The following is a 16,583-nucleotide window of genomic DNA, read 5'->3' as shown; positions in this document are numbered from 1 at the left end:
ATGGCCTTCGCTGACGCCTTCTCGGCAGAATCGGTAAACAAATTGATGAGCGACCCGCGCATGCTCTTGGGCTTGCAGATGATGTCCCAAGGGCGTCAAGGCTCCGGTGCTCAGGCACTCGGCCAGGCCGGCAGTCAGGCCGCACAGCTCATGCAGCAACAGCAGCATCAGCAGGGGCTTGCCCAGTACCGCCAGCAGATGATCGCTCAGCAACAGCAGGCGGCAACCTTCCAGCAACAGCAAGCTCAGGCCAAGGCCGAGCAGCAACAGCGCCAAGCCCAGGCACTGCAAGACCCAAACCTGCAAAGCCAGCTCGGCCCATTAGCTAAAACGCTTGCCGGGTTGGGTATGCCTTTGGATGACGTGTTGAAGGCTGCCAGTGGCGATAACCTGCAAGCCCACCGTGCTGCTCAACTGGCACAGAATCAAAGCCAGTTCGACATGCGCCAGGCACACGTTGGTGGTGGTGGTGGTGGTGATCGTGGTCCGAAAGCACCGACCCCGCGCCAGCTGATCATCGAACCGCTTGAAAATAATATGCTCCAGAAGCATCTGTACGACGCTGCGTCGGGCAGTTACAAACCTTACGGCCGGGCCTATCCAGCCTTCGCCCCTGGCAAGTCCGGCGCGGTGGAAGAGACTGTCGACCAACTGACCCCAGACGTCGGTGCTGGTCTTGGGCAACTCCCAGGCAATGCGCCGTTGTCGAGCTACACCAAGCAGCCGATGCAGGGTGCCGAGCTCCTACAACACAGCAACGGGGCTAATCCGATGGCACGTCCGCCATCAAACAGCACCGCGGACGGCGTCCTCGCCAGCGTCACGATTCCCGACGGCCAAGGGGTGGCCGATGGAATCCTCAACAACATCACACCCAAGTACGCCACGCCGCCTAAGGCCAGTCAGCCGCAGTACCCCGGCGCGCCTGCCGTCGGAACTGTGCGCAAGGGTTTCAAGTTCCTCGGTGGCAACCCGGCCGATCCTAAGAGCTGGAGCAAAGTCTGATGGCCGGTATGCCGTGGGATGACTACGCGGCCGATACGCCGCAGGCCACAGCGGACGATGTCCCACCTTGGGCGGATTACGCGCAGCCACAAACTGCGCCCGCCGGTGGTATGGCCGGTGCACTGATGGCCGGTCAATCGCCATTGCCCAACCGTACAGCCGGCCAGTGGGCGACAGGCGTCGGTGGAAACATCGGGCGCAGTGCCTACAACGCGTTCGATGCGGGCGCGGGTGTTGGCGATATCCTGACCGGGGGCAAGGTGACGCCGTGGCTCGTCGAACACGGTATGGATTCCAAGGCAGCGCGAGCCAAGCTCGATGCTGAAATGTCGCCGCAAGCACGCGCCGAGCGTGACGCAGTGCAGAACGCACAGGGCTTCGGTCCGACCGTCAAGGCGCTGCTGCAAAACCCTGCGTACGCTGGGGGCCAAGTGATTGAGAGCGTTGGACCCATGGCGTTGGGGGGCGTGGCGGGAAAAGGCGCCGCGCTTGGTGCTCGAGCGGCAGGGTTGAATGCTGGTCGCGCCGCACTCGTTGGTGCCGGTACAGGTGAAGGGCTTGTCGCCGCTGGGGGGCAAGCGTCAAACACTGTGCAGCAAACGGGCGGCCTGACGCTGGAACAAACCGCCGCCGCGCTGGGTTCGGGCGCACTGACCGGGATTATCGGTGCCGGCTCTGCTGGCCTGGGTGGCCGTCTTGGCGCGTCTGATATTGACGCCATCTTGAGTGGCGCGGCTGGCCCAGCGGCTGGTCGTGGCATGCTCGCGAGGGCGGGTATCGGTGCTGGCATGGAAGCGGGCGAAGAGACGCTGCAGTCGTCGCAGGAACAGATGGCGCAGAATTACTCACTGGGCAACCCGCTGACCCAGGGTATCGGTAACGCTGCAGGACAAGGCGCGGTTCTGGGTGGCCTCATGGGTGGGGCAAGTGGTCTTCGTCGACCGGTCACACCGCAACCTGTGCCGATGCAACAGCCAGCACAGCAGCAACAAGGCTTGCCGCAACCGGCCCCTGTGTCCATGCCAACACCAGGCCCAGCCGCCACCGCCGCCCCAATCGCACCACAGGCAGCGCCAGCCGCACCAGCACCAACACCATTTGCCGGTTCCGATATCTCGCCCCTGCTCGATCGTCTTGGCGTACAAGGCGAGCAGCGCAACACCACGCTCAAGCTGTTGGAGCCGGTCGAACACAATGTGCAGGATGCCCGGCGCGGGGTGCAGTCCAATGCCGATCGTGATCGACTGGCGCAGTTGATCGGTCTACAGGGCACTGACGCACGGGTCTTCAATCGCAAGATCGGCGAAGCGCTGAACGCCGAACAGACGGTGGCTGCCGTCACAAATGTACAAGATCACCTCAAAGACGTGCTGTCCTTACAGCAACGAATCGTCACCGGCCAGGCCAGTGACATCGAACGGGCGAGTTTTGTCCAGTCGTTGGGCCAACTGCGCAGCACCTTTGCCGACCTCGCTGGGGCCAGGGCCGAGGCAGGCCGCGCATTGTCCGCCTACAAACGTCAGGCGATGGACTACAACCAGGCTCAAGCGGTGCTTGAAGCGGTCAACGGTGCCGGTGGTGCAGATAATGCCGCCAAGGCGCTGGGCAAGGCCATGCAGAGTGGTGGCCTGTCGAACGCCGCGAAACTTATTCGCCAGCCTGAAGGCAAGATGTCCCGGCTGCTGGGTTATTACTACCGTGCCGCGCTGCTCAGTGGTGTTCGCACCCACGCGGTAAACATCACTTCCAACACCATGACCCTGGGCAACGAGATCATCGAGCGCGGCGTTGCCGCTGGCGTGTCGGGTGTGAAGAACATTTTCAAGCCAGGCTCTGGCCAGACGGTTTTCGCGGAACCCGTAGACATGCTGGTGGGCATGGCGAAGAACACCATGCAGGCGGGTCGCGCTGCCGCCGATGCTTTTGTGACGGGCGACTCACCTATGCTGGGTGGCGGCAAACAGGAGACTGGTACCCCCAACATGAACAGCCCGCGCCCGACTGGCGCACTGCCTACAGCGGCATGGGCCGCAGACCGAGTCGCCTCCCTCCCTTACCGCGCCCTCGGCGCTGAAGATGCTTGGTTCGCCAGCCTTGGGTACGCTGCGGAAATGCGCACGATTGCCCGTCAACAGGCGGTCGCTGAAAAGAAACTCGGCACACTGCCGCCAGGCGTGAAGCTCAGCCAACGCATCGACGCCATTGTGCAGAACCCCACGTCCAAGATGATCGAAGCCGCGGGGGAACATGCCCGGACGGCCACGTTCAACACTCAGGCGGGTGACTTCACCCAGGCGATCATGCGCGCCAAGACCAAGATGCCGTGGTTAAACCTGATCGTCCCGTTCATTCGCACGCCCGTCAACATCGTCAAGTACGGCATCAAGCGCACGCCGCTTGCGGGCCTCATGCCCTCGGTGCGCGCCGACATCATGGCCGGTGGTGCCAAGCAGGAACGTGCCATTGCCCGGGTTTTGTGGGGCACCGGTGTCATGGTTGGTGCCGGTGCACTGGCCCAGGCGGGCTACCTCACCGGTGCCGGACCCGACGACAAGGAAGAAAAAGCCGCGCTCATGGCGACAGGGTGGCGTCCATATAGCATCAAGTCCGGGGACACCTACCACGAATACAGTCGTCTGGATCCGTTCAGCCAGTGGCTGGGCCTGGCTAGCGATTTGGCAACGATGGACTACCAGCACAAGGACGCCGGCGACCTTGCGACTACCGCGCTGTCGTCGCTGGTAAACAACACCGTCAACAAGACCTACATGCAGGGCGTTTCTAATCTCGTCGAGTTCCTGCAAGACCCTCAGCGCAACGCCGGCTGGTATGTGCGGCAGATGGCCGGGACGCTTGCGCAGCCCGTTACCCTGGCCAGCAACATCGCCAGCGAGAACGACCCCTACGCCCGCGAAACCAACTCTGTGCTGGACCAGATCCGTTACAGGACGCCAGGCCTGCGCGAGGACCTGCGCGCCAAGGTCGATCACTTCGGCGAGCCCGTCCCGAATCGTACTTACCCGGGTGGACCGCTCTCCATTGCCGCACCTATTGCGCAGTCGAAAGAGACGACCGACCCAGTCCGCTTAGAAGCCGCTCGCATTGGTTGGGCGCCAGGCAAGGCGCAGGACCACTTCACCGTCAAAGGTAAGCGTTACGACCTCAACGATGAACAGATGGGCGAGTTCAACGAGCTGACCGGGAAGCTGATGCGCAAGTCTGTGCAGCGCGCCATGCAATCCAAGGGCTGGGCCGCGATGGACGACGACGAAAAACGCGATTTCCTCGATACCGAATTGAAGAAGGCTCGCACCGCTGTGCGTCTTGCGCTCATCCCACTGGTGGCCAACGGTAACCGCCGCGCCATCGACAACCTGCTCCGGGCAACGGGGCACCCTGGAGTTAAGAAATGATTCACAACCAACAGGCGGTCGATGCCGCCCGTGCCGTGACGGTAGCGCGTGAAGCGCTCGACAAACTTCTGGAAATCGAGCGGATGCTCGAGACCGAATTGCCGGCCGCATGGGCGTCGTTCCATGCCGCCAACAAGAAGTTGCGCGCCGCCACCCGGCCAACCCGCAGTGCCAGTCGCAAACACGAACTCGACCTTCTGAAACAGAAACTTGAGGTGGCCCGAAATGTATGACGCCAAACAGCTGGAGCAGCTTCGCCAGGAAGCCAAGCTGAATTCCATCGACTTCACCCGTGGTCATATCCGCGAAGCCAAAGGCGGCGGCTACACCGTGACCTTCGACAAGCCACTGTTCGACTGTGCGCCGTTGCTTGCCTCGGACGATGTGCCGACCGAGCGTGATGCACACACCGCTTCCGACGCGGAATTTCAGCTGCTGACAGGCTTGCTGTTGATCCAGCGAAGTGAGCGTCAGAAGCTGCGCATTGGCCGTTGCTTCGGCCTTAGCGGCGATCAGATTTCCAGACGCCTGCTGACCAAGGCCGAGGTCGATGAATACCTGGCCGAGGTCGCCCATAAGGCACAGGTTGCCCGGTTAACCAAGGAACTGGCGCAGGTGGTCGAGTCGAATGCCATCGCTGCAACCACCGCTGCCGGCGAGGCTGAGCTCGGTGCTCGATACGGCTTATCGGCACCGACCAAGACCCCAGACAAGCCGGTGCAGGCAGCCACAACGCCTAGCGCCAAACGTCAACGCAATCCCTCTCGCGGAGCAAACGTATAATGAGCGACCTTAACGAAGATCTGAGCCAGAGCCTCGCGGCTGAGTTGACCGGCACCACTGGCATGACCGAAGACGGCGGTAACGCACCGGACGATGTGCTCGATGCCGTGGCTGAGCAGGAACAGCATGCTGCGGAACGTGACATCCCGGTAAATTCTGACCTCGATGACACCCGTCAAGACGAAGCCACCCGTGCTGAAGACGTCGAGCAGTCCCAGCAGCGTGGCAAGAAAGTGCCGTTGGCCGCGTTGCACGAAGAGCGCACCAAGCGTCAAGCGTTGGAGGTGCAGCTCCAGGCCCAAGCCCAACAGCTGCAACAGTTCATGGCGCAACAGCAGGCCGCACAGCAGGCACAGTTGCAGGCACAACAGGAAGCTGCCATCCCTGACTTCGACGAAGACCCACGCGGGTATATCGAAGCCAAGGAGAAGCAGTTCGCACAGCAGCTCGAGCAGCTACAAAACCAGCAAGGCCAGCAACCACAACACCAGCAGCTCGAGCAGCAGGTGATGCAGGAAGCCGCTGTGCTTGGCCCTGTAGTCGTCGACGCTGAGGCACGGTTCGAAGCTGCTAACCCGGACTACCCGCAGGCAGCCCAACACGCTCTGGCAGCCGTTGAGGCTAACATGCGCGCCCAGCACCCAGGCATTAACGACCAACAGCTCGGGATGCTGAAGACCGCTGCACTGGTCACACTCGCGAAGCAGTGCCAGGCACAGGGTGTTAACCCAGCCGAGTATCTGTATCAGCGTGCGCAGGCAATGGGCTTCAAGCCGGCCAGTCGAGCACCACGTGTGCAGCCAAACACCAGCCTGGGCACCCTGAGCGGCAGTGCTCGAGCACCGGACGAGCACGGTTCGATCGGCGTGTCTGATATCAGCAGCATGTCCGAAGCTGAGTTCGACAAGTTCTGGTCGCAGATGAAGGGCGACAGCGCTATCGGGCCGAAGTTTTGACGGAGGTGTGCCATGGCCTATTACAGACCACGACAGATGAACAAGCCGACCAATGCGGCGAACATCGAAGCCCTGCTACGTGGCTTGCAGAACGACATCGAAGTGTACGGCGATGAGCGCGTGAAGCAACGTCGCCGGCTGCTGCTCAAGGGGTTTCGTGCAGGCCTGTGGACGATGGCCAACAAGCCGAAGCTGGGTGAACTCGCCCAGGTGCTGCGTGCTGAGCTGTTCGGCCATGCGCTGCCGGTGGTGGCCGAAGATGATGAACTGTGCCAATCCGGCACAACAACCGACGATGAGGTGTGAAATGATAGACAAGCGCGAAGGTGAAACCAAGAAGCCAATCCCGAGTCAGGAGCCGTGGTTCCCACGGACGAAATCGGAACTACCGACGAAGGACGTACAACCCAGCCAGAAGAAGGCACCGAAGCAACCGTATGATAATTGACGGTGTGCAGCACAGACGACAAGGCCACTCTCACGGGTGGCCCCTTTCGCTATTCACCTGAACTTTTCGTGAACCTTCTTGAATACGTACCTCATTTTTTCCCTGTCGAGCGTGTACGCGAAGGATTGATGCCGGATAGTGCCCTCGGTGTCGAGATAAGCAATGTGAGTCGCGCCCTCGTCGGGGCTCTCCGCTGGGGGGAAAAAGAATGTATGTTCAACACTGGCGTCGGTTCTCATCTCCCCGAGATTAAGTGGGTGGGCTCCAGGGATCTGAGGTTCAAAACTGATCGCCAGATCGGTGGCGTTCGCGCCCTCATTCCAGATCCTGATCGTGTTCTTCGCCATGCCCTGAGGTCCGCCGCCGCCGCTAGATATGGGGCGAATCGAGAAATTCGCCATGAGCGCCTTGTCTCGTTCATTCAGTTGCATCTGTAGCGCGGCGCGCTGCGCTTCTATTTGATCTAACGCTGCCGCTGCCATGATTGACTGCTGCTCGACCGAATTCCTGAGTTCGATAGCCTGTAGCTTCAATGCCTCGGTGCCTTGCCGTAACTCGTCGCCCTGCTGGAGGAAGCCAAAAACCAACCAGAGGAATGCTACCGGCCCGAACGCACCAGCCAGGAAGTCACCCACCTCGTTCAACGGCATGGTCATAAGGGTATCTGCGCGACCCCAAATCACTACGACGACTATGACGAGGTAAGTGAGAGTGAGGGTGCCGCCGATCTCCCCCAGATGCTGGCGCAGGTGCCACCCGTTTGGCCTGCTGTGCTTCGCGACGCGCTTTAGCACTGCCACAACTGCAAACGCTACTACCAGTGCGCCGATGATAACCATTGACAGTGGCCACCCCTCGTCCGGCGCAGCAGGAGGCGCGCTCCAAAACACGCCCGACACTGGCTCCCATAGACTTGCCATCACGATCCCTCTTGCTCGACGCCGCGATGATTCGTGGCAAATAGCCGGCGATCATAGCGGCAGCAGCCAGGTTGCGCAGCAATCGGGTGGTGAAGGGAGTCGGGCGCCGGGTGCTATAGGTGGCGCCCTTTATTTTTGATGGGGGTGTCAGCCGCGGGCATTTCGCCCCGGCTCATCCTCCGCAACACGCCATCTCCAGTACCGATCTGGACCGACCCAAACGACCGAGTCGGGAGTCAGATTTTTGAAAGCGTTCAGCACTGTGGTTCCAAGCACAAGGTTCCCATCGCTATTTTCGCGTAGAAGTTCTTCGGCCTTGGCCCTGACGATGTGGTCAACGGCATCGTCTTGGTAGATGCACCCGTCCTTATCAACCTGTGCAAGCATCCAATCAGCGACGTTTTTTGCGTCCATGGTTATTGCTCGGCGTCTACTGACATCAGCGACTCAAACTGAAAGTAACCATATTCCAACTTCTTGCCCGCGAACCATTGACACCTGTAGCCCTCCCGTTTTTCTGGGACCGTTTGGACTGTCATGCCTGGACCGCCTGACTTGAGTTTGACGATATTCCCAACCTGAAAAGCTTCTTGCTTCGGCATTACAATTTCCCTGTGTGATAGCCAATTGGCATGCCGATAGTAGCCTTCGACTGACCCCCAGTTCAATGAGGCACTCAGGCGAGAGCTTTCGGGCGCTGCAGCGAGCAAGTAGTATTGTGCCCCCTCCCGCCAATCCTGAGCCGTTGATGAATACCTTGACTGTTGACCCCCTCGTTGCAAGGACTCGGGCTCTTGCTCAGCATGAGCTTGGACATTTTGTCGTGGCCACAGCGCTTGGGTTCGACCCCCTCGGTGTTAGTCTGCAAGTACAAAGCCTTGAGGTTCATCGAGGCAAATGCAAGCAGGACCTCAGCGCTCGTTTGGAAACACCAGAGGAGGTTCAGAGTTACCTTCAGCGAAGGATCATCACGCTGCTTGCCGGCGCGTTGGCTGAGACGCTAGATAATGCGACGCTTGCAGTTGATGCGGATCAGGCATGGAAAATTTTGACTGAAGGCGACACAGGGGCGGCGATCGATTACGCCACCGCGATGGAATCTATACAGCTGCTGCACAACATGATGCCGGTAGAAATTGATCCTGCAACGGGGGTGGCGGCGAAGTCTGCATTTCGCCTGAATCAACTTTGGCGCATTACTGGCGCTATTGTCCTCCAGAACGCCGGGCCGATCTGTGAACTGGCTGATGTGCTGCGCCGGTTGGCTGCGAGCCCGCTTCTCCCTGGTGAGCTTTCAAAAGAGCAGCTTCAACTGATACCGTCCTACAAGCGCATCGTCGCAATCGACTTCGGATGAGCATTCAGTCATCGCGCTTCCTCCTCGCACAGCGTGCGCAGGCGCTCCAGTTCTTCGGCACAGACGAGTAACGTGTCAGGTTTAGCATCGACTGTCATGTGCACCACTCGTCGACGACCGATCTTGTAGGTGGCAAGTGTCAGCTGCCCCTCGCGGTGCACCCGTACCAGCGCTTTGCGTGATTCATTCATGATTCACTCACCTCGTCTTCCGGTGATTGAACGGCGAACAGTCGAGCACCGGTATTCAGATGGTCGCCACGCTGTTTGGGTGTTGCCTTCTCCCACTGCTTTGCGTTGCGAATGACGTAGTGTTTGCGCGGCGTGCTTTTCCCTTGGATCTCTATGCGCTTCTCGCAAAACTCGGCGCCGATGGCCTGCAACGCCTTGCCGGCTGAAGTCCGGTTGGCTGGACGTTTAAGGCTTTTGCCATAGAGGGTGTTCAGCTGCGCGCACAGGTCGTCGACGATGATGATGTCTTTTTCACACGGCGCTGTGCCGGCCTCTACGAGTTCCGCCAGCAAGACCTCCAGCTCATCCCGCGACGCTTTCTGCATAGCCTTAGCCGCTGCCGTTTGTGGTACAGGCGCGTGCGGGTTCCAACCTACCGGGAACCGCCAAGTAGCCAGGATCTGTGCCAGCGCCGGTGCGCCAGGCCCATCGATCCACTTCACTAGTTCGTCGTAGTAACTGTCATCCTTGCGCGGCTCAAGACAGCGCAGCACCGCGATCCGGCCGTCACCTTCCATCAGCGGCAGCGCGTCTTCGTGGTTGGTAGTGATCACATAGTGCGTGATGTTCTTGATCTCTACCGACTTGTCGCCCTTTCCCTCGAACTGCACGAACTCTTCGGACACCTGGCTCTTGAAGTTCTCGTAGCCGTCAACCTTCTCCGATCGGGCCAGCTCGTTGATGAACACCAGGCGCCGATGCTTGACGGCGTCGTCGAAGTTCTTCTGCAGTACCTTGCCTGTACAGCCAGTGACAAGGGGCTTGCCGAACACCTTCACCAGCAGCCGTTGCATCAGGTTCTTACCTACCCGGCCGAACTTGGAATACATCAGGATGGCCGTTGGCATCTTGATCTCTGGCGTCTGGTACAGCTGCGCGAGCCAGCACAGAAAGAAGGTGACACCAACCACGTCACCGCCCGATAGGTACATCAGATGGTTGGCCAGGATCGCGATGTCGTCGGCCGTGGCGTTCGTGTTGCGTTCAGCCATGGTGTGCTTGAGCACATGCCAGCGGTTGAACACCTCCGGGTTGTCGTCGGCCTCAGACTTGCTAGTTGGCTCCATCACGATTCGACGGACTACCCGGCGAGCAGGGTCGTCCCACTCCCACCAGATGTTGCCAGCCGGTGCCCGCTTCGGATCGACTGGTCTGCCTTCCTTGTCAGGCGGCGCCAGGACGACGATCGCCCCGTAATGCTTGGCACAGTACTTTTGAAGACCTTCCTTTCCTAGTTCGTCACCGTCCTTGATGTGATATGCCACCAGCTTGGAACCGCTGGCCAGCATGACGAAGTCTTCGGAGATGTATTTCAGAATCTCGCGGGATTCGTGGTCAATGCGCACTCCGGTGGTGCTGTCATCAGATGGATTGCGCTTTCGGGCGTCGCCTTCTTTGTCACCGCTGCCGTGGGCGGACGGTTGGTCCTTGTAGGACTTCTGCGCTTCTGCCTCGAGTGCGGCGTCCCTGGCTGTCTGCTGCGCTTCCTTCGCTTCCCTGGCTGCCTCCTCAGCTTCCACCCGCTTCGAATCGGTCTCGGCCAGCCAGTCAGGCCGCTGCGCGTTAAGAACGTCGATAGGCTGCGAAAGCAGAGTAGTCGGCCCCAGGCTCGCTCGTTTCTGATGTTCCACAACGGAGCCTGTAGCCGGCGCCTTCGCCTTATCGGCTCGAAGCTGGTCGACGAGGTCGAAAATGGATGGTGACGGCTGATTTTCGGTGGCTGGAATGTTACTATGTAACTTCTTCATTTTGGATCGTCCCCAAGATGTCGCTCAGCCCGGATCGAATGTTGGTAGCGTTCACCGGGCTTTTTCTTGCGCGCTATTTAGGCCGGTTGACCGGCACCGCTCGAGTCCTTCGACCGTGCCTTCGCGACCAGATCTTGGATATACGCTGTGGTTTCAGATTCGAGCCAGGCCACACGCGCAGGACGCCCGTTCGCACGAACTTCGCCAATCGCAATGCGTTTGGGAAAGTTGGGGACGGTCCTCTCCAGCTTGTCGATAGTCGTCTTGCCCAGACCACCAAGACGCGCCGAGAAAACCTCAAATTCCAACAAGGCATCGGCACTGCCGGTGATTAGAGTTAGTGGTTGGTTGGCGTCGTTCATAGCGGTCTTCCTCAGCAAACAGTGGCGGGTAGCAACGAGCAACTGAGGCCCATGATAGGTGGGAATTCGGGAGGTAAATACGAGATATGAAACTAGTGTCTACCGTTCGTCAGGCTCTGCGCAGGGCTTCGGTTTTCAGTTGATCCAGATAGTCAGCCCATTGCTGTGCAGCGGCACGGCGCTTATCCAACAGCTGCGCCCGAGCGTAGGTGTCGCCCAGCACACCGGGCATCTTGTGCCCCAATGCCAACTCCAGAACGATCGGATCAATACTGAGTGGCTCTTCCTCGCCCAGCGTCCGATATGTGGCGCGGAAACCATGCGCCGAGATCGATCCGCGCTCGCACCCAAGGCTGTATATCAGCCCCGCCAGCAGGCTGTCGCGAGCGATGTGCCGAGCCGCGTGCATGGGGGAGGGGAACACCCAGTCGGTGAGGCTCTCGGCCTTCAGGGTGCGCAGGATGTCGAGCGCCTGTGTCGGCAACGGAACCTGCAAAATCTTTCCGGTCTTGGAAACCTTGTAAACCCACTTCGCTTCCTCGAGGTTCACGTCCTGCCAGCGCATGCACACCAGCTCGACCGGGCGCACCGGCAACAAGGTCAGCAGACGCAGTGCCGACAGCACGCTGATGCCGTTGCGCCTCGGGTATTGGTCCAGCAGGCACAGGAAGTTGCCGAGGTCGACCGGGTCTTCCAGCGCCTTGCGGCTGACTTTTTTATGCTTCGGCAGTGCGACGCGTCGGCCGGCCAACACATTGCCTTCCACGAAGCGTCCTTCGGCGTGGTCGAGCACCATCTTCAGCAGACTCATGACGTGCTTAACCGTAGCCGTCGAATCGCGCAGACGGTCCACCAGGGTCAGTGCGTGGCTGTACTTGACGTCGGCTATCGGCAGATGGCCAATCAATGGATAGACGTGGTTTTCCAACCCGCCGCGGTAACCGGAAAGGGTCTTTGGCGCGAGCTTCGATTTGAACTCGAGCCACTGCTCGGCGACTGCTTTGAAGGTGTGGGTTTCCTTCATCCGCTGGGCTTCGAGCTCGGCCTCAATCTTGTCCTTCTTGGCTTTCAATGGGGCAATGCCATTGGCTACCGAGGTGCGCGCTTCCTGTGCCAGTTCGCGGGCTCTGGCGAGCGAAATGTCTGGATAGGCACCCATTGCAAAACGGTTCTCCTCGCCGTGCAGGCGGTACTTCAGGCGCCACAGCTTCGAGCCGGGTTTTCCATCTTTGCGGGGTTTGCTCACCTCCAGATAAAGCCCCGGCACCGTACCGTCGGTGTGCCTGCCGGGTTCGCTCAAGGATCTGACTTTGGTATCGCTGAGGGCCTTCATCTGGGGGCATCCTGTTCGGGCGTGGGGTGATGTGCCGCCAATTGTGCCCCCTATGCCCCCAGTAAGCAATGTTCAGCAGCGGGTAGCAACGAACAACGATCTGAGCCTTAAGGCCAGTATTTTCGGGTGTTACAGGGTGGTTTGGCGTGTCCTTACTATACGCCTTTGCTGGCTTCGTACAACGGACGATCATCCGGTGGTTCGCGCTGCTGTGAAAATCTTGCTTACACAGGAGGGGTTCAAACAGATCTACGAGGTGTCCAACGGTAACGAGGTCTTGCCGATGATCCGCGAACATAAACCTGATCTGGTGGTGCAGGACCTGATCATGCCCTCGCTGGACGGGCTTGATGTGCTGGCACGGATCCAGTCCGGTGACGTGCCGTGCCGGGTCGTGGTGTTCACCTCCCTGGAAGGCCTGTTTTATCAAGATCGTTGCATGCGTGCCGGTGCTTCGGCGTATGTGTCCAAGGCCAATGATCTGGAACATCTGCACAAAGCCGTGCAGGCGGTCATGGCCGGCTACAGTTATTTCGCCAGGCTGCCGACGAGCTCGGTGTCGCTCAATAGCTTGCAACGCAGCGAAAAAGAGTTGATCGACAAACTCTCCGACCGGGAATTGACGATCTTCCAGTATCTGGCCCATGGCATGAGTAACAAGGCAATCGCCGAAATCATGAACCTGAGCCACAAGACGGTCAGCACCTACAAGACCCGGACCATAGAAAAACTCAATGTGGAATCCCCGGTGCACCTGAGGGATTTCGCCCTGCGCAATCATTTGATCTGAATGAGAACCTTGCGGCGTTGGCGCAGCCTGACATTCCTGCTGCTACCGGGATGTTTCTGGATATCGAGTGTCTGTGCGCAGCCGCAGGCACTGACGTTGCTGGGGCGCTCCAGTGCCGAGGGGCATGTCGCCAAACTGTCGGAGTCCGATTCACGCTGGCTGCGGCAAAAGGGCCGATTGGTGCTCGCCGTCTCCGCACCGGATTATCCGCCCTTCGACATCACGACCACCGGCACTGACTACGAGGGATTGACCGCTGACTATGCCGGTCTGCTGCAGCAGCTTCTGCAGGTAGAGATCGACGTTCAGCGTTACGAATCGCGAGAGGAGGCGGTGCAAGCCATCAAGCAAGGTGCCGCGGATTTACTTGGCACGGCCAACAGTTATGAGGCCGAAAACACAGCGCTGCGCATGTCCAGTGCCTATGCCGTCGACCAACCGGTGCTGGTGACGCACACAGAGTCATCGCAGCCGCTGGACCCGGACCTGGCCGGCAAACGGCTGGCGACGCTGTACCACTATTTACCTGAGCATGACGTGCAGGCGTTCTACCCCGAGGCCAGCGTCCAATTGTTTCCCTCTACCCTGAGTGCGGTGGGGGCCGTAGCGTTCGGGCAAGCGGACGTTTATCTGGGCGACGCGATCAGCGCTCATTACCTGATCAGCAAGAACTATCTGAACAACGTGCAGTTGGCCGATTTTTCGTCCATGGAGCCTGGTCTCTTTGCATTCGCGATGGCCCGCGACAATCAACCCTTGCATCGCATCGTCAACAGCGCGCTGGCGGCGGTGAGCACCAATGAACAGATGAACATCCTGCGTCGATGGGGCGCCAGCGGGACTTCCATCCCGGGTACGCAAGCGCTGCAATTGAGCGAGGCCGAGCAGCGTTGGCTCGATCGACATCCGCGAGCAAGGGTGGCCATGAACGAAAACATCCTGCCGATTTCGTTTATCGACAGCGATGGCAAGTTTCGCGGCATCAGCGCTGACGTGCTGGAAAAAATCAGTCTGCGCACCGGCTTGCAGTTCGATATACGGCCTGCCAGATCGATCGCCGAGATGTTGGAGGCGCTCAAGACCGGAGAGATCGATCTGGTAGCGGGGATAAGCCCCAGTATCGAACGCGAGGTCGAGTTGCGCTTCACCCGGCCGTTTCTCACCAGCCCGAATGTGCTGGTGACTCGCTCGGGGCCGAACAACCCCACGACTCTGGATGAAATGGCCGGCAAAACTCTGGCGGTCACCCAGGGCAACAGTGCCGGTGAATTCATTCGTCAGCATTTCCCGCAGATCAGGCTGGTCAATGCACCCTTGACCGCGGATGCGATGGACATGGTCGCCCGGGGCAAGGCTGACGGCGGTATCAACTCGTTGATCGCTGCCCGCTACATGATTTCCCGGCGCTATCGGGGTCAGCTGCGGGTGACCAGCACTGTCGGCACCGACCCCGCCCGCAGTACCCTGGCGACCAGTCGCGAGGCCGTTGAACTGCATTCGATCCTGGACAAGGCGCTGCTCAGTATCGCCCCTGAAGAAATCGATGAACTGACGCTCTATTGGCGCAATGATCTGATGGTGGAGCAAAGCTTCTGGCTGCGTCATCGCCAGGCCATTATTCAGGCATTTGCCGGCGCTGGCGCCTTGTTGGTGCTCGCCCTGGTCTGGATCGGTTATCAGCGCCGGCAAATCCGCCAGCGCCAGCTGTTGCTCAGGCAACTGCAGGACGCCAAGGACGCCGCCGACGAGGCCAATCGAGCCAAGACCACGTTTCTGGCCAACATGAGCCATGAGATCCGCACGCCGATGAATGCCCTGCTCGGGATGCTCGAACTGGCGCAGAAACGTGCCGATGAAGGGATTGCCGACCGTTCCGCCATCGAGGTGGCGTCGAATGCCGGGCAACAATTGCTGGCGTTGATCGGCGACATCCTGGACATCGCCCGCATCGAATCCGGGCATTTATCGTTGACCCCTGAGCGAGCCAACCTGCGGACACTGGTGGAATCGGTGTGTCGGGTTTTCGAGGGCCTGGCACGGCACAAGCACCTGGAGTGGCGAGTCGATCTGGACCGGCACAGCGACTGCGACGTGTTGATCGACCCCACGCGCTTCAAGCAAGTGTTGTCCAATCTGTTGAGCAATGCCATCAAGTTCACTCACCAGGGTGAAGTGAGCCTGACGCTGCGGGTCGAGCCTGTCCTGTCGGGGCATCTGGCGGTCAGCGTGTGCATCGAAGACAGTGGCATCGGCATCGGCACCGTGGATCAGCAGCGGTTGTTCAGTCCGTTCGTTCAGGGCGGCAACAGCCAGCAGTCCGGCCGCAGTGGTTCCGGCCTGGGGTTGGTGATCAGCCGTTCCTTGTGTGAAATGATGGGCGGTCGCTTGCAGCTCAACAGCGTTCTCGGGCAGGGCACCCGGATCGACGTCAGCCTGGAACTTGCGGCGTTGCAAGCGTTGCCTTCGCGCGAGTCGTCGGCCAGCGAAGTTCAGGTGCCCACCCGGGCGCTGGTGATCCTGGTGGTGGACGATTACCCGGCCAATCGATTGTTGCTGTCACGGCAGCTGAGCTTTCTGGGGCACCAGGTGCTCGAGGCCGAGGACGGCGCGCGCGGTCTTGTGCAATGGCGCGAACATGAGTTCGATCTGATCATTACCGACTGCAACATGCCGCTGATCAGTGGATATGAATTGGCGGGGGCGATTCGCGATGAGGAGCGGGCCCAGGGATTGCAACCGATGCTGATTCTGGGGTTTACCGCCAATGCGCAGCCCGAGGAAAAGATCCGCTGCATCGAAGCGGGGATGGACGATTGCCTGTTCAAACCCATCCGGCTGGCCGATCTGAGTGCATGGTTGGCATCGAGGTTTGCGGGCGAATGGCCCAAGGTGATTGCCGCACCTGCAACGGCCGAGATCGACCTGAGCGGCCTGGAACTCTACGTCGGCGCAGACCGTGAGCTGATCGAACAATTGCTGCGCGATCTGGCCGTGAGCAACCGCGATGACCGCGAGCTGCTGCTGCAGCTGCACACCAGTGGCAATCTCCATGACTTGCCGATACTGGCGCACCGGATCAAGGGCGGCGCGCTGATGGTTCGCGCCGCCCGGCTGACCCAGTGTTGCGAGCAACTGGAGCAGGCCTGTGGCGAGGGCCGCGCGGCACTGATCGACGAGGCCGTCGATCAGTTGCAACAGGCCATGACGCGCCTGGATCAAAGCCTTGCACAGGGCTGAC

General features: G+C 59.9%; 16 protein-coding genes. 9 read left to right on the top strand and 7 right to left on the bottom strand.

Features of this window, described 5'->3' with window-relative positions; all coding sequences use genetic code 11:
* From ACA062_RS23135 to ACA062_RS23110, 6 genes are read left to right on the top strand one after another with little or no spacing between them, the layout of a single operon-like run.
* Entirely contained in the window at positions 1-1,005 is a 1,005-nt protein-coding gene (locus ACA062_RS23135) for a hypothetical protein (protein ID WP_497453179.1), read from the top strand.
* Positions 1,005-4,418 carry a hypothetical protein gene (locus tag ACA062_RS23130; protein ID WP_497453178.1) on the top strand — a complete coding sequence of 1,138 codons (3,414 nt, stop codon included), beginning with the start codon at positions 1,005-1,007 and terminating at the stop codon, positions 4,416-4,418. The genes ACA062_RS23135 and ACA062_RS23130 overlap by 1 nt, the downstream gene beginning before the upstream one ends.
* A complete protein-coding gene (locus ACA062_RS23125) occupies positions 4,415-4,651 on the top strand; it encodes a hypothetical protein (protein WP_497453177.1) in 237 nt (78 codons plus the stop codon). Before ACA062_RS23130 ends, ACA062_RS23125 begins: the two co-directional genes overlap by 4 nt.
* Complete coding sequence (locus tag ACA062_RS23120) at positions 4,644-5,201, top strand: hypothetical protein (protein WP_497453176.1); 558 nt, start codon at positions 4,644-4,646, stop codon at positions 5,199-5,201. Before ACA062_RS23125 ends, ACA062_RS23120 begins: the two co-directional genes overlap by 8 nt.
* A complete protein-coding gene (locus tag ACA062_RS23115) occupies positions 5,201-6,157 on the top strand; it encodes a hypothetical protein (protein WP_497453175.1) in 957 nt (318 codons plus the stop codon). Before ACA062_RS23120 ends, ACA062_RS23115 begins: the two co-directional genes overlap by 1 nt.
* Before the next feature lie 12 nt (positions 6,158-6,169).
* On the top strand, positions 6,170-6,463 hold the full coding sequence (locus ACA062_RS23110) for a hypothetical protein (protein WP_497453174.1): 294 nt from the start codon (positions 6,170-6,172) through the stop codon (positions 6,461-6,463).
* Between the two features lie 195 nt (positions 6,464-6,658).
* Here ACA062_RS23110 and ACA062_RS23105 read toward each other — a convergent pair whose 3' ends face one another.
* From ACA062_RS23105 to ACA062_RS23095, 3 genes are all read right to left on the bottom strand, one after another.
* On the bottom strand, positions 6,659-7,444 hold the full coding sequence (locus ACA062_RS23105) for a hypothetical protein (RefSeq protein WP_497453173.1): 786 nt from the start codon (positions 7,442-7,444) through the stop codon (positions 6,659-6,661).
* A gap of 228 nt (positions 7,445-7,672) precedes the next feature.
* On the bottom strand, positions 7,673-7,939 hold the full coding sequence (locus ACA062_RS23100; RefSeq protein ID WP_497453172.1) for a DUF6953 family protein: 267 nt from the start codon (positions 7,937-7,939) through the stop codon (positions 7,673-7,675).
* Between the two features lie 2 nt (positions 7,940-7,941).
* Positions 7,942-8,127, bottom strand: a complete 186-nt coding sequence (locus tag ACA062_RS23095; protein ID WP_497453171.1) for a YodC family protein — start codon at positions 8,125-8,127, stop codon at positions 7,942-7,944.
* A 146-nt stretch (positions 8,128-8,273) separates the two neighbouring features.
* On the opposite strand from ACA062_RS23095, the gene ACA062_RS23090 reads away from it, so the two are divergent.
* A complete protein-coding gene (locus ACA062_RS23090; protein WP_497453170.1) occupies positions 8,274-8,882 on the top strand; it encodes a peptidase M41 in 609 nt (202 codons plus the stop codon).
* An 8-nt stretch (positions 8,883-8,890) separates the two neighbouring features.
* Here the strand turns inward: ACA062_RS23090 and ACA062_RS23085 are convergent, their stop codons facing one another.
* The 4 genes from ACA062_RS23085 to ACA062_RS23070 form a co-directional block, all read right to left on the bottom strand.
* The gene (locus ACA062_RS23085; protein ID WP_497453169.1) at positions 8,891-9,073 is read right to left on the bottom strand and encodes a hypothetical protein; all 183 of its coding nucleotides are present in this window, start codon (positions 9,071-9,073) and stop codon (positions 8,891-8,893) included.
* Positions 9,070-10,860 (bottom strand): primase-helicase family protein, encoded by a 1,791-nt coding sequence (locus ACA062_RS23080; protein WP_497453168.1) that lies wholly within the window; start codon positions 10,858-10,860, stop codon positions 9,070-9,072. The genes ACA062_RS23085 and ACA062_RS23080 overlap by 4 nt, the downstream gene beginning before the upstream one ends.
* A gap of 77 nt (positions 10,861-10,937) precedes the next feature.
* Positions 10,938-11,222 carry a helix-turn-helix transcriptional regulator gene (locus ACA062_RS23075; RefSeq protein ID WP_497453167.1) on the bottom strand — a complete coding sequence of 95 codons (285 nt, stop codon included), beginning with the start codon at positions 11,220-11,222 and terminating at the stop codon, positions 10,938-10,940.
* Positions 11,223-11,331: 109 nt separating this feature from the next.
* Positions 11,332-12,555: a tyrosine-type recombinase/integrase gene (locus ACA062_RS23070; RefSeq protein ID WP_497453166.1), complete on the bottom strand. Its 1,224-nt coding sequence runs from the start codon at positions 12,553-12,555 to the stop codon at positions 11,332-11,334.
* Between the two features lie 157 nt (positions 12,556-12,712).
* Between ACA062_RS23070 and ACA062_RS23065 the strand changes: the two genes are divergently transcribed.
* Together ACA062_RS23065 and ACA062_RS23060 are read left to right on the top strand one after the other, a co-directional pair.
* Positions 12,713-13,345, top strand: a complete 633-nt coding sequence (locus ACA062_RS23065) for a response regulator (protein ID WP_497457479.1) — start codon at positions 12,713-12,715, stop codon at positions 13,343-13,345.
* Positions 13,346-16,582, top strand: a complete 3,237-nt coding sequence (locus tag ACA062_RS23060) for a transporter substrate-binding domain-containing protein (protein ID WP_497453165.1) — start codon at positions 13,346-13,348, stop codon at positions 16,580-16,582.
* Position 16,583: the final 1 nt, after the last annotated feature.

The sequence above is a fragment of the Pseudomonas sp. LBUM1679 genome, from assembly GCF_059695565.1.
This window is presented reverse-complemented; position numbering and strand designations above follow the sequence as displayed.